The sequence below is a fragment of the Prauserella shujinwangii genome (assembly GCF_003001955.1).
Lineage (GTDB): Bacteria > Actinomycetota > Actinomycetes > Mycobacteriales > Pseudonocardiaceae > Qaidamihabitans > Qaidamihabitans shujinwangii.
The window spans coordinates 291,689-304,544 of sequence record NZ_PVNH01000007.1; the positions used below are offsets into that span (position 1 = coordinate 291,689).

Consider the following 12,856-nt stretch of genomic DNA (forward strand, 5'->3'; position numbering starts at 1 on the left):
AGGGCACCCGGTGCGACCGGATACCTTACGCGAAGGAGAACAGCAGGTCTCGGCACGGTCACACGGACGAGGGCGGGCGCACGCTCCGCGCGCTCACTGTCGCCGGGGACGGGCCGCGCCGTCCGCGGGCCGGGGCCGCTCGACGGCAGGGTGGTGTTCGCGGCGGCGGACCCGGGAGGCTCTGGCTTCCTCCACGGCCCGGTGGCGGCGACCACGTCCCCGCGCGGTCAACGCCCGGGCCGATCCGCACGCCCCAGGAGGGTTGTGCGGATCGGTGAACCGGCGCTGCTGGTCCGCCCGGGTCGACGGGCACGTCGCCGGTCAGGTGGCTTGCGGGGTGGCGTGGGGCGTGGCGGATCCGCTGGCCGCCGCCCTGGCGTAGCGGTGGGCCAGGCGGGCGAAAGCGGCTTCGAGTTCGGCCGGGCTGACGACTTCGATGTCGGCATCGAACCTGCCGATGGTGGCGGCCAGGGCGGGCCACGACCACGAGCCCAGGACGAGCCGGCAGCGGCCCGGGCCGAGTTCCTCGACCACCCCGTCGTGGACGAACGGTGACACCTCGGCGGCGGGCAGGTCGAGGATGACCTCCCCGCGGCAGGGCCAGCCGTCCGAGCCGGTGGTGCCGGAGAACGTCCTGGCGAGGAAGGTGGCCACGGTCCCTCCGGGCAGTTCACGCGGCGTGAAGCGGGGGCCGGTGGGGGTGCGCGGGGTGATCCGGTCGGCGCGGTAGGTGCGCCAGTCGTCGCGGTCGAGGTCCCAGGCGACGACGTACCAGCGCCCGCCCCTGGTGACGAGGTGGTGGGGTTCCACCCGGCGTGGCGGGATCGGCGTGCCGTCGTCGGTTTCCGGCCGGGACGCCGCCTGGTAGTCGAAGCGCAGCACCTCGCGGGCGTGCACGGCGGCGCTGATCGCCATCAACACGTCACTGTCGACCCGCGGCGCCGGGTACCGTTCGACGGCGGTGACCTGGAGGGTGTCGATGCGGTGGCGCAGCCGTGCGGGCATGACCTGCCGGACGGTGTTCAGCGCCCGCGCCGCGGCCTCCTCGATGCCGGCACCGGCGGTGGTGGCGATGCGCAGTGCCACGGTCAGGGCGACGGCCTGCTCGTCGTCGAACAACAGCGGCGGCAGTTGCGTGCCGGCGCCCAGCCGGTAGCCCCCGTCCGGGCCTTTGCTGGTCACGATGGGGTAGCCGAGCTCGCGCAGGCGGTCGATGTCGCGGCGCACGGTGCGTGGGCTGACATCCAGTCGCTCGGCCAGCAGCGTTCCTGGCCAGTCCCGGCGTGCCTGCAGCAGCGACAACAGCGCCAGGAGTCGCGCGGAGGTTTTCGGCATGTTCCTCATTCTGCCCGAGGTAGAGGACACATCCTGGCCGCTTCCGCTGCGACCGTTGGCTCGCATCCGCCATCGAATCCACGCAGGGAGCGATCTTGTCCATCACGACCACAACCCACCTGAACTTCCGCGGTGACGCGCGCGCGGCGCTGGAGTTCTATCAGTCCGTTTTCGGTGGCCACCTCGCCGTCGTCACGTACGCCGACGCCGGGAACGTCCAGCAGGAGTCCGAGGCCGACCAGGTGATGTGGGGCCAGGTGCTCGCCGAGAACGGCTTCCACGTCATGGCCTATGACGTGCCGACACGGATGGGCTACGACCAGGGCCAGAACGCCTTCTTCGTCTCTGTGCGCGGCGAGACCGTCGACGAGGTCACCGGCTACTGGGAGAAGCTCGCCGCCGGGGCGACCGTCGTGGTCCCGATGGGCCCGGCGGGCTGGGCGCCCGCCTACGGGATGCTGCGCGACCGTTTCGGCATCGTCTGGGTCGTCGACGTCGTCAGCGAACACCACGGGTGACACCCGCCCCGGGCGGGCGGAACGCACGTTCCGCCCACCCGGGGCCGACCCGGCCAAGGACACCTGCCGCCGACCCGTCCGCGACCATCGCGGGCATCGGGACGATGCGGCGACGGTGGCCAGGCCGTCCGTCCCCAGTCAGCGAAGCGGTGGCTGGTCCACCGGCCCGGCGCCGGAGACCCGCGCGGTCGCAGCATCGTGCCGCGCACCGCGGCGCCGGCCTGATCGAGATCGGCGCCGCGGTGGTGTCAGCGCAGCTTGCCGAAGAACTCCCGGACGTCGTTGACGAGCAGGTCGGGGGCCTCCATGGCGGCGAAGTGGCCGCCACGGTCGAACTCGGACCAGTGCGTGATCGTGTGTTCGAGTTCGAGGGTGCGGCGGATGGACACGTCCAGGGGGAACACCGCGACGCCGGTGGGCACGGTGGAACGCTCGCGCGCGCTCCAGGCTCCGGCGTGCGCGGTCTCGTAATAGCTGTTGGCCGAGGATCCGGCGGTGCCGGTCAGCCAGTACAGCATCACGTTGGTGAGCAACTGGTCCCGATCCACCGCGTCCTCGGGCAGTTCGGCGGCCGGATCGGTCCACTCCTTGAACTTCTCCACGATCCAGGCCAACTGCCCGACCGGGGAGTCGTGCAGCCCGTGCGCGAGGGTCTGCGGCCGGCTGATCTGGATCATCGCGTAGCCGGCCCCCTCGGTCTTCAGGTACGCCAGGTGCGCGAGCCGGGCTCGCTCCACCGTGGTCAGCTCGCCCACCTCGTCTGGGCTGACCTCGGCGAACGCGGAGAGCCCGTTCGTGTGCACGCCGACCACGTTGCCGGGGTTGAGGCGGCCGAGCCCTGGGGCGATGACCGCGCCGGTGTCGCCGCCCTGTGCGCCGTAGCGGTCGTAGCCGAGCCGGTCCATCAGCTCGGCGAACGCCCTGGTCGTCCGGTTGATGTCCCAGCCTGCCTCGCGGGTGGGTCCGGAGAAGCCGCTGCCGGGGTTCGACGGGATCACCAGGTGGAACGCCTGCGCCGGGTCGCCGCCATGCGCCCGGGGGTCGGTCAGCGGGCCGATGACGTTCAGGAACTCCACGACCGAACCGGGCCAGCCGTGGATCAGGATCAGTGGCAGCGCGTCCGGCTCGGGCGAGCGCACGTGCAGGAAGTGGATGTTCTGCCCGTCGATCTCGATGGTGAACTGCGGGTGGGAGTTCAACTCCCGCTCGTGGACGCGCCAGTCGTAGCCATCGCGCCAGTACTCGGCCAGTCCCTTGAGGTAGCTCACCGGCACCCCGCGGCTCCAGCCCACCCCGGGCAGGTCCGCGGCCCACCGGGTCCTGGTGAGCCGGTCCCGGAGGTCGTCCAGGTCGGACTGGGGAATGTCGATGGTGAAAGGCCGGATCTCGCTGTCGTGTGTCATGCCGACAACGCTAGAAACCGGTTAGGTCGGATTCGGTCCTAGGCTGAGGACGGACTCTCCCTCCGGCAGAACAGACGCCACTGGTCCGGCGTGGAGCGGAATCGCGCGTGGCGGGGTGTCGCGGGGGCGCGATGAGTTTGCCGCGCTCCGGCGGTCTGCACCACCATGGGAAAGCTGACCTATGGCATGAACGTCTCGGTGGACGGCTACATCGCCGACGCGAACGGCGACCTCGGTTGGAGCGTGCCGGACGAGGAACTGCATCAGTACTGGAACGACCGGACCAGGGACATCGCGCTCTCGCTGTACGGGCGGAAGCTGTACGAGCTGATGTCGGCCCACTGGCCGACCGCGGGCCAGGCACCCGGCGTGCCCCCGGTGGAGGCCGAGTACGCCCGGCTGTGGCTCGCGATGCCGAAGGTGGTCTTCTCGCGGACCCTGGAGTCGGTCGACTGGAACTCCAGGCTGGAGCGGGGTGAGGTGGTCGAGGTCGCGCGGAGGCTCAAGGCCGAGACCGACGGCCTGCTGGAGGTGGGTGGCGCCACGCTCGCCGCGCCCCTGGTCAGGGCCGGTCTCGTGGACGAGTTCCAGGTGGTGGTCACGCCGGCCGCGATCGGCGGCGGCATGCCGTTCTTTCCGTCGCTGCCCACGTGGCTGAGGCTGGAGCTGGTGGAGAACCGCACCTTCGCCTCGGGCGCGGTACTGCTGCGCTACCAGCCCGTACGCGGCTAGACAACTGCCGGGGAAGTCGGTGGGTGGGTGTGCGGGGCTGCTGAGGAGGGCGTCATCGAGGACGAGGTGATCGCCCTGATCGGCGGGATCCACGGCGAGGCCCGGCTGAGCTTCCCGTGGCAGCGCGCCGACGTTCGACGGCGACTCCCTCGCCACCCACAGGCGGGAATCGACCGCGGTCGATTCCCGGAAGAGGCGACGGGCCGGATGCGTCCTGAGTGGACGTGGTTCGCGCGGGAGGCTTCCCGGATCGTGGCGCGGGCCCGGTGGTGAGGGCGGGCGGAGAGCGTTCCTCGCGCTGTTCCGGCGGGTCGCGGTCGGCAGCGTCGACGTCGCCACCGACGCGATCTCGAGGTGATGGACGGCGGCGCGCAGGCGCAAGCCGAACTCGAGTTCTCCCTGTCGTGCCCTGGCGAACGATCGTGGTGGCGGGTCGCGGCGACGCCGGACGGGGAGCCCGTCGGGTTCGCGATCCCGGCCGCGACGCCGTACCACCGCGACGTGGGCTACCTCGGTGTGCTGCCGGAACGGCGCGGGCAGGGTACGTGGACGACATCCTCGGCGAGATCACCCGGGTGCACGCCGCCGAGGGCGCCGAGCGGATCACCGCGACCACGGATGTGCCGAACATCCCGATGGCGGCGGCGTTCGATCGCGCGAACTACCGGGTGACCGAGGTCAGGATGGTCTTCACGGGCCCGGTCCCACTGGCCCGCCTTCGCCGGACCGCCCCGGCGAGCGCCTGCCGGTCGAACGTGCCCGACGGGAGGAGCGGCACCGCGGCGGCCGCCTCGAACCGTGGCGGCAGCAGGCACTCCGGCAGCACCGCGGCGGCGGCCGCGCGCACCATGGCCGCCAGAACGCGAGAGTGGGCTGCCGCGTCCGGCGGTGGAGGCCGCCGCGGCCGAGCACGCGGACTGCCTGGTCCAGCCCGGGCGGCGATCCGGCCTGCTGCGCCGCCAGGTGCTCATGTTGCGCGAGGCGCTCGGCGTCGCAACCCCGGCTGAGGCTTGGGCGGGCCCGGCTTATGTCTGCCCGCTCGGCGCCGTACGACGCGCTGAAGAGCGTGGTCGTTCTTGTCGGGTCAGTCCGCGGTGCGCGGCCGATGGGATCATTCGTGTTTTCTCGGTTCGCCCCCTTTTGAGGACCGATCTTGTCCGCAATGTGCCCCACGGTGGTAGCAGCCGATCAGGCGGGCTCCCAGGTTCGGTAGCCCGATCACCCGTCTTCGATTCCGGCGGTCGACTGATCGCCCCGAAAGAACAAGGAGACAATGCGATGTTCGATCCAGCCGATTTTCCCGAGCCCACCCGTGTTTCGGTCAACGGTGTGGAACTCGAAGTCTTCGAAGCAGGCCGGCACCATGCTGGAGAACCCATTGTGCTCTGCCACGGCTGGCCGGAGCACGCCTTTTCTTGGCGCTATCAGGTGCCCGCTCTTGCCGCGGCGGGCCACCATGTCATCGTTCCGAACCAGCGAGGTTACGGCAACTCGTCCCGTCCGAGTGAAGTCACCGACTATGACATCGAACACCTGTCGGGGGATCTCATCGCGCTTCTCGATCACTACGGATACGACGATGCCACCTTTGTCGGTCACGACTGGGGCGCCATGGTCGTATGGGGGCTGACCTTGTTGCATCCCCACCGGGTCAGCAAGGTGATCAATCTGAGCTTGCCTTACCAGGAGCGCGGAGAAAGGCCCTGGCTCGAGTTCATGGAAGAAGTGCTCGGCGGTGACTTCTATTTCGTCCACTTCAACCGGCAGCCGGGCGTCGCGGACGCGGTACTGGAAGAGAACACATCCCGGTTCCTCCGCAACCTGTACCGAAAAAACGTGCCACTCCGGGAGCCGGAGCCAGGAATGGTGATGATCAATCTCGCCAACGCGGAGACACCACTGGGCGATCCGTTGATGAGCGACCGCGAACTGGCCGTTTTCGTGTCCGCCTTCGAATCGTCCGGGTTCACGGGCACCATAAACTGGTACCGGAACCTGGACCGCAACTGGCACTTGCTGGCCGACGTGGACCCGATCATCCGGCAGCCCGCCCTCATGATCTACGGCGACCGGGACGCGGTCGCGAGGTCCGAGGACCTGACGGCGTTCGTGCCCCATGTGGAAGTGGTCAGCCTGGATTGCGGTCATTGGATCCAGCACGAAAAGCCGGAAGAAACGAACCGAGCGATTCTGCGATGGCTGGAACAGCAGAGCGCCGTCTAGTGCCAGGAGCCTCCCTGAGGTCTCGCGATGATCGCGGTGTTCTCCGGCTACGACACCGGGGATTTCAGGGAGGCTGGACGGTACGGCGCTCTCGCCGGGGAGACCACCGCAACGAGGACCGGCTGCCCGGAGTGCGGCGTTGATCGCTTCCCGTGCGGCTCCGCGCCGGTGACGGCGAGCGCGGGCAGGACCTCGGCATGAGTGCGAGCGCGGTGGTGGCACGCTCGCGGCCGGGACATGTCCTGGGAGCTCCATGACGGAGGTGGCCCGGAGGTGCGGACCCGCTCGGTGCCGAGCAGGGTGCCGTCGATGGTCACGTGGCCGTAGCCGACCGGTCACCCCGGCGTAGACGACCCACGCGGAGTGAATCACCGCGCTGTTCGACCCAGCGGCGCCGACGGCCCCAGACGCAGGAAGAGCCGTGGGCGCACTCGCACCCACGGCCATGGACAGCGCTTCTTTTGTTGATCACTTAATCGATTGTTGTGGCTGGTCAGAGCCGGTGCCCCCGGTGCGACTCGAACGCACACTGGACGGATTTTGAGTCCGCTGCCTCTGCCGATTGGGCTACGGGGGCGCTGACCACTCACTGTACTCGCGCGTGATCACGCTGCCTCATCCGGGCCGCGGCCGCCCCGCAGCTCCGGACGGGCGGCGGGCCTGCTCACGGAACGTGGTGAACGCCATCTCTACGTCGTCGTCATTCCCGGTAGCCTCTCGGTAGCGGCATGCCGCACCACCCCAACCCGTCGATCGCCCAGGAGGACCCCGGTGACCGAAGCGGCTACCGAGGCCAACGGTGTTGCCACCGCGCCGCAGCGTCGAGTGCTCGTTGCCGAGGACGAGGCGCTGATCAGGCTGGACCTCGTCGAGATGTTGCGCGAAGAGGGTTATCAGGTGGTCGGCGAGGCCGGCGACGGGGAAGAGGCGATCAAGCTCGCCACCGATCTCAAGCCCGACCTGGTGATCCTCGACGTCAAGATGCCCAAGCTCGACGGTATCGAGGCAGCCGCCAAGATCACCGGGGACCGGATCGCGCCGGTCGTCATCCTGACCGCCTTCAGCCAGCGCGACCTGGTGGAACGCGCGCGCGAGGCGGGCACGATGGCGTACCTCGTGAAGCCGTTCGCCAAGCGCGACCTCGTGCCCGCCATCGAGCTCGCCGTCAGCCGCTTCGCCGAGCTGCAGGCGCTCGAGTCCGAGGTCGCCGGCCTCAACGACCGGCTGGAGACCCGCAAGCTGATCGACCGCGCGAAGGGCCTGCTCATGACGGCGCAGGGCCTCACCGAGCCGGACGCCTTCCGCTGGATCCAGCGCACCGCCATGGACCGCAGGACCACGATGAAGTCGGTCGCCGAGGCGGTCATCGAGAGCATCGGCGAGAAGTAGCCGCAGCCTTCTGCTGTCATGAGTTGGCTCGTTACGAGCGAGAAACCTCAGTAACGAGCCACTCCTGACATTTCGCGGCACAACCGGCGGTTGTGGGTGGGTCCGAAAAGCTGTTGGACGTCGGGGGAGCCGCAGGGTTTTCTCTTCGTAGCGGGCCGGGACGGTCCCTGGGGACTACGGGAGGAAAGCATGCAGTCAGACGCGGCGGGTGCGACCGAGGCGATCAAGGGCACGGCGGCGGGGGTGCCGTTCGTCGCCCTGCCGCCACGGGACACCGGTGACCCGGCGCCACTGCTGATCAGCTGGCACTTCATGGACCCGCCGTGCACCGAGGCGGCCATGGCCGCGGCGCTGCCGCTGGCTGACGTGCCCGCGTGGCGCGTGCATCTGGGCCTGCCGATGTTCGGCAGCAGGCTGCCGGACGGCGGCTTCGAACGAATCTTCGCGCTCGCCGCCGAGGACTACGTGCGCCGGCTGTTCGAGCCGGTCGTCACGCGGGCCGTGGCCGAACTGCCCGCCGCGCTCACGGAGTTGCGCGCCCAGCTGCCCGTCACGGACGCTCCGCTCACCCTGGTCGGCGGGTCCGCCGGCGGTGCCGCCGTGCTGCTCGCGCTCGCGGAGGCCGGGCTCGACGTCGGCGCGGCGGTCGCCATCAGCCCCGTCGTCCAGCTGGCTCCGGTCGTCGCGGCGGGGGAGCGAGAGCACGGCGTGACCTACGCCTGGACGGACACCTCCCGCGCGGTGGCCGACCGGTTCGACTTCGTCGCGCGGGCCGGGGAACTGCCGGACGTGCCGCTTCTCGTCGTCACCGGTGCCGACGACGAGGTCGCCTTCCGCGAACCGGCCCGGCTGCTCTGCGACCGCCTCGGCGGGCGCGCCCAGCAGGTCGTGGTCGACGACATGGCCCACGGCATCGCCGAACCACCCGGTGTCGAACCGGCGCCGCAGACACCGCAGGCGGCGCGGGTCGACGCGGAGGTCAGCGCCTGGCTGCTCCGGCACCTGCGCTGATCCGGTCGGCCCCGGGCAGCCACGTCCGGTCCGGATCGTGCGCGCACCAGCCCTCCGCGCCGCTCACCCGCTCGAGCAGGGCGACGAGCGCGCGGAGGGCGGGCCGCCGGTCATCCCGCCGCCACACCGCCGACCACGGGAACAGCGGCGCCGGATGGAACGGCAGCACCCGCAGGTTCAGGTCCCTCGGCAGGTCCATGTCCGCACCGGACAACGTCACCCGGTGCCTGCCGTACCGGGCCTGCTCCAGCGTGTGCCGCAGCCCATAACTCGTTCCGGTGAAATCGAGCGGCACGTCGAACTCCCGCCCGAGCCGCTCCAGGAACAGCCGGAACTCCACTGGTCCCCGCGTCGACGGCAGCCACAGCCCCTCCTCGCGCAGGTCCGCGAGCCGCACCGCCGCGCCCGCCGCGAGCGGATGCTCGGGCGGAAGCACCGCCAGCAGCGGCTCCAGCCGCACCAGCCGGTGCTCGACGTCCGGCGGCAGCTCCCGCCCGAGGTCGTGCACGCGGCCGAAGGCCAGGTCCGTCTCGTCCCGCAGCAGCGCGTCCACCGCGGCGCCCAGCCCACCGCGCGCGTCCCGCTCCACGGTGAGCCCCGGATCCTGCGCGGAGAGCGTGCGCAGCAGAGACGTCGGTGCCAGCCGGTGGTCGAGCACGTCGAGCCGCAGCGGCCGCCCGTCCCCGGTGGCCAGTGCGGCAGCGGCCGCGTCCGCCGCCCGGATCAGCTCCCTGGCGTGCGGCAGGAAGCGCTCGCCCGCGCCGGTCAGCTCGATCGTGCGCGGCCCGCGGACGAACAGCGGCGCCCCGACGGCGTCCTCCAGCCTGCGCACCCGTTTCGACAGCGCCTGCTGGGTCAGGAACAGCCGCTCGGCCGCGCGGCTGAAGCTCCGCAGCTCGGCGGTGACGGTGAACGCGCGTACCTGCGCCAGGTCCAGGTCCACGCGCTCACGTTACGCGCCCGGCGGCTTGTCCCGGACGATGCAGGTCAGCCGCGCGGTGCAGGTGCGCCTGCCCTCCTCGTCGGTGATGACGATCTCGGAGGTGATGGTGCCGCGCCCGACGTGCAGGGGCGTGGCCACGCCCGTGACGTGCCCCTTCGTCGCCGCGCGGTGGTGGGTGCAGGACAGCTCCAGCCCCATCGCGGCCCGCCCCGCGCCCGCGTTGAGCGCCGCGACGGTGGATCCGAGCGCCTCGGCCAGCACCGCGTTGGCGCCGCCGTGCAGCAGCCCGTACGGCTGCAGGTTCCCCGCGACCGGCATCGTGCCGACCACCCGCTCCGGGGCGAGCTCGACGAACTCCAGCCCCACCTTGTCGTTGAGCTGCTGCTCCGCGACCTGCGGATTGATGCCCGCGAGCTGCTCGCGGATCTCCGCCTCCGACACGTGCTCGGTCACTCACCGCTCCTAGGTCGATACGCAGGCAGGACTGTCAGGCCTTCACCCTAGACTCGCTCCCGTGAGCCCCCACGAGAACACCTCCGTAGCCAACGACACACCCCGGCTCCTGCTCATCGACGGACACTCGATGGCGTACCGGGCCTTCTTCGCCGTGCCCGCCGACCGCTTCCGCACGTCCACCGGCCAGGTCACGAACGCGGTGTTCGGGTTCACCTCCATGCTGATCAACCTGCTCCGCGACGAGCAGCCCACGCACCTCGCGGTCGCCTTCGACGTCTCGCGGCAGACGTTCCGCTCCGAGACGTTCGCCGACTACAAGGCCAACCGGCTCACCACCCCGGACGACTTCAAGGGGCAGGTCGACCTCATCAAGGAGGTGCTGGCCGTCCTCGGCATCCCGGTGCTCACCAAGGAGGGCTTCGAGGCCGACGACATCATCGCCACGCTCACCACGCAGGCGGGTGCCGCGGACTACCGGGTGCTGATCTGCACCGGCGACCGGGACGCGCTGCAGCTGGTCAACGACGCGGTGACGGTGCTCTACCCCCGCAAGGGGGTGTCCGACCTCGTGCGCTTCGACCCGGCCTCGGTGGAGGACAAGTACGGCCTCACGCCGGCGCAGTACCCCGACTTCGCGGCGCTGCGCGGCGACCCGTCCGACAACCTGCCCGGCATCCCCGGCGTGGGGGAGAAGACCGCCGCCAAGTGGATCAAGCAGTTCGGCTCGCTCGCGGACCTGGTCGACCGGGTCGACGAGGTCAAGGGCAAGGTCGGCGACGCGCTGCGCGCCCACCTCGACGCGGTCATGCTCAACCGGCAGCTGACCGAGCTGGTCCGTGACGTCCCGCTGGAGACCAGGCCGGACGACCTCGGGGTGCGGCCGTGGGACCGGGACGCCGTGCACCGCCTGTTCGACGAGCTCGAGTTCCGGGTGCTGCGCGACCGGCTGTTCGCGACGCTCAGCAGTGCCGAGCCGGAGGCCGACGAGGGCTTCGAGGTCAGCGGCGGCGCGCTGGAGCCCGGCTCCGTGGCGGGCTGGCTCGCCGCGCACGCGGGTACGGGCACCACCGTCGGTCTCGCGTTCCGCACCACGGGCGCCTCCGTACGGTCCGACCTGCAGTCGGTCACGCTGGCGGCGCCTGACGGCGAGTGCGCCTACCTCGACGTGTCCGGCATGGACGAGCGGGACGAGAAGGCCTTCGTCGCCTGGCTCGCCGACCCGGGCGTCCGCAAGGTCGGTCACGCGCTGAAGAGTCCCCTGCACGCCCTGCTCTCCCGGGGCTGGCGGCTGGCCGGCCTGGCCATGGACACCGAGCTGGCCGCCTACCTGGTCCGGCCGGGTCAGCGCTCGTTCGAGCTGGACGACCTGGTACTGCGCTACCTGAGCCGGGAGCTGCGGTCCGAGGCCGAGGGCGAGGACGCGCAGCTGTCGCTGCTCGACTCCGACGACGGCGACACCAAGCTCGTGCAGGCCGAGCTGGTGCGGGCCCGCGCGATCGCGGAGCTCGCCTCGGCGCTGTCCGGCGAGGTCGACAAGATCGGCGCCGCCACGCTGCTCGGGGACATCGAGCTGCCGCTGCTCGAGGTCATCACGGAGGTCGAGGCGGCGGGCATCGCGGTCGACGCCGACCAGCTGACCACGCTCGAGGCCCACTACGCGGCGCGCGTCAAGCAGGCCACCGAGGACGCCTACAGCGTCATCGGCAAGCAGATCAACCTCGGCTCGCCGAAACAGCTGCAGGTGGTGCTCTTCGACGAGCTCGGCATGCCGAAGACGAAGCGCACCAAGACCGGCTACACCACCGACGCCGAGGCGCTGCAGACGCTGTACGAGAAGACCGAGCACCCGTTCCTCGCGCACCTGCTGGAACACCGCGACGCCACCCGGCTGCGCACCACCGTGGAGGGCCTCATCAAGTCCATCTCGGACGACGGCCGCATCCACACCACGCTGCACCAGACGATCGCGGCGACAGGAAGGCTGTCCTCGGTCGACCCGAACCTGCAGAACATCCCCATCCGCACCGAGGAGGGCCGCCGCATCCGCGACGCGTTCGTGGTCGGGCCCGGCTACACGGAGCTGATGACCGCGGACTACAGCCAGATCGAGATGCGCATCATGGCGCACCTGTCCGAGGACGCGGCGCTCATCGAGTCCTTCCAGTCCGGGTTCGACTTCCACGCCGCCACCGCGGCCCGGGTGTTCGGGGTCGACCCCACCGAGGTCACCGGCTCCCAGCGCGCCAAGATCAAGGCGATGAACTACGGCCTGGCGTACGGGCTGTCCGCGTACGGGCTCTCCCAGCAGCTTCGGATCTCCACCGAGGAGGCCAAGGGGCTGATGGACGAGTACTTCGCCGGGTTCGGCGGCGTGCGCGACTACCTGCACAGCGTCGTCGACCGCGCCGCCAAGGTGGGTTACACGGAGACGATCCTCGGCCGCCGCCGCTACCTGCCCGATCTCACCAGCGACAACCGGCAGCGCCGCGAGATGGCCGAGCGGATGGCTCTCAACGCGCCGATCCAGGGCAGCGCCGCCGACATCATCAAGGTCGCGATGATCGGCGTGCACCGCGCGCTGAGCGAGTCCAGCCTGGGCAGCAGGCTGCTGCTGCAGGTCCACGACGAACTGGTGCTGGAGATCGCCGACGGCGAGCACGCCGAGGTCGAGGCGCTCGTGCGCAAGGAGATGGGAGCCGCGTGCGACCTGGCCGTGCCGCTGGAGGTGTCGGTCGGCTTCGGCCGCTCGTGGAACGACGCGGCGCACTAGCACCGCCTGCGGCCACGCAGTGAAGGCCACCTTCACTGCGTTCAACGCACTGAAGGTGGCCTTCACTGCGGCCGGG

General features: G+C 70.6%; 11 protein-coding genes and 1 tRNA gene. 6 read left to right on the top strand and 6 right to left on the bottom strand.

Annotated elements, in window-relative coordinates; all coding sequences use genetic code 11:
- Window positions 1-321 precede the first annotated feature (321 nt).
- A complete protein-coding gene (locus tag B0I33_RS18665) occupies window positions 322-1,335 on the bottom strand; it encodes a helix-turn-helix transcriptional regulator (RefSeq protein ID WP_181193355.1) in 1,014 nt (337 codons plus the stop codon).
- A gap of 95 nt (window positions 1,336-1,430) precedes the next feature.
- On the opposite strand from B0I33_RS18665, the gene B0I33_RS18670 reads away from it, so the two are divergent.
- Window positions 1,431-1,853 carry a VOC family protein gene (locus B0I33_RS18670; protein ID WP_106180075.1) on the top strand — a complete coding sequence of 141 codons (423 nt, stop codon included), beginning with the start codon at window positions 1,431-1,433 and terminating at the stop codon, window positions 1,851-1,853.
- A 248-nt stretch (window positions 1,854-2,101) separates the two neighbouring features.
- Here B0I33_RS18670 and B0I33_RS18675 read toward each other — a convergent pair whose 3' ends face one another.
- Window positions 2,102-3,256, bottom strand: coding sequence for an epoxide hydrolase family protein (locus B0I33_RS18675; RefSeq protein ID WP_106180076.1), 1,155 nt, complete (start codon window positions 3,254-3,256; stop codon window positions 2,102-2,104).
- Window positions 3,257-3,421: 165 nt separating this feature from the next.
- On the opposite strand from B0I33_RS18675, the gene B0I33_RS18680 reads away from it, so the two are divergent.
- Window positions 3,422-3,988 (top strand): dihydrofolate reductase family protein, encoded by a 567-nt coding sequence (locus tag B0I33_RS18680; protein WP_106180077.1) that lies wholly within the window; start codon window positions 3,422-3,424, stop codon window positions 3,986-3,988.
- A gap of 661 nt (window positions 3,989-4,649) precedes the next feature.
- On the opposite strand, the gene B0I33_RS30015 is transcribed toward B0I33_RS18680, so the two are convergent.
- Window positions 4,650-4,838 carry a hypothetical protein gene (locus B0I33_RS30015; RefSeq protein WP_181193356.1) on the bottom strand — a complete coding sequence of 63 codons (189 nt, stop codon included), beginning with the start codon at window positions 4,836-4,838 and terminating at the stop codon, window positions 4,650-4,652.
- 428 nt (window positions 4,839-5,266) lie between these two features.
- On the opposite strand from B0I33_RS30015, the gene B0I33_RS18690 reads away from it, so the two are divergent.
- Window positions 5,267-6,211: an alpha/beta fold hydrolase gene (locus B0I33_RS18690; protein ID WP_106180078.1), complete on the top strand. Its 945-nt coding sequence runs from the start codon at window positions 5,267-5,269 to the stop codon at window positions 6,209-6,211.
- A 503-nt stretch (window positions 6,212-6,714) separates the two neighbouring features.
- Here B0I33_RS18690 and B0I33_RS18695 read toward each other — a convergent pair.
- Window positions 6,715-6,788, bottom strand: a tRNA-Leu gene (locus tag B0I33_RS18695).
- Between the two features lie 194 nt (window positions 6,789-6,982).
- Here B0I33_RS18695 and B0I33_RS18700 point away from each other — a divergent pair.
- Both B0I33_RS18700 and B0I33_RS18705 read left to right on the top strand, forming a co-directional pair.
- Window positions 6,983-7,600 carry an ANTAR domain-containing response regulator gene (locus tag B0I33_RS18700; RefSeq protein ID WP_106180079.1) on the top strand — a complete coding sequence of 206 codons (618 nt, stop codon included), beginning with the start codon at window positions 6,983-6,985 and terminating at the stop codon, window positions 7,598-7,600.
- A 189-nt stretch (window positions 7,601-7,789) separates the two neighbouring features.
- Entirely contained in the window at window positions 7,790-8,611 is an 822-nt protein-coding gene (locus B0I33_RS18705) for an alpha/beta hydrolase family protein (RefSeq protein WP_106180080.1), read from the top strand.
- Here B0I33_RS18705 and B0I33_RS18710 read toward each other — a convergent pair.
- Window positions 8,580-9,554 carry a LysR family transcriptional regulator gene (locus tag B0I33_RS18710; protein WP_106180081.1) on the bottom strand — a complete coding sequence of 325 codons (975 nt, stop codon included), beginning with the start codon at window positions 9,552-9,554 and terminating at the stop codon, window positions 8,580-8,582. The two genes, B0I33_RS18705 and B0I33_RS18710, sit on opposite strands and share 32 nt — an antisense overlap.
- Window positions 9,555-9,563: 9 nt before the next feature.
- Window positions 9,564-10,007, bottom strand: coding sequence for a PaaI family thioesterase (locus tag B0I33_RS18715; protein WP_106180082.1), 444 nt, complete (start codon window positions 10,005-10,007; stop codon window positions 9,564-9,566).
- A 61-nt stretch (window positions 10,008-10,068) separates the two neighbouring features.
- Here B0I33_RS18715 and polA point away from each other — a divergent pair, with 61 nt between their 5' ends.
- Window positions 10,069-12,780, top strand: a complete 2,712-nt coding sequence (polA, locus tag B0I33_RS18720; RefSeq protein WP_106180083.1) for a DNA polymerase I — start codon at window positions 10,069-10,071, stop codon at window positions 12,778-12,780.
- Window positions 12,781-12,856 lie beyond the last annotated feature (76 nt).

Coding starts and splice junctions, on each gene's coding strand:
- B0I33_RS18665 (WP_181193355.1), bottom strand. CDS start 1,335: ATGCCGAAAACCTCCGCGCGACTCCTGGCGCTGTTGTCGCTGCTGCAG.
- B0I33_RS18675 (WP_106180076.1), bottom strand. CDS start 3,256: ATGACACACGACAGCGAGATCCGGCCTTTCACCATCGACATTCCCCAG.
- B0I33_RS18680 (WP_106180077.1), top strand. CDS start 3,422: ATGGGAAAGCTGACCTATGGCATGAACGTCTCGGTGGACGGCTACATC.
- B0I33_RS30015 (WP_181193356.1), bottom strand. CDS start 4,838: ATGGTGCGCGCGGCCGCCGCCGCGGTGCTGCCGGAGTGCCTGCTGCCG.
- B0I33_RS18690 (WP_106180078.1), top strand. CDS start 5,267: ATGTTCGATCCAGCCGATTTTCCCGAGCCCACCCGTGTTTCGGTCAAC.
- B0I33_RS18705 (WP_106180080.1), top strand. CDS start 7,790: ATGCAGTCAGACGCGGCGGGTGCGACCGAGGCGATCAAGGGCACGGCG.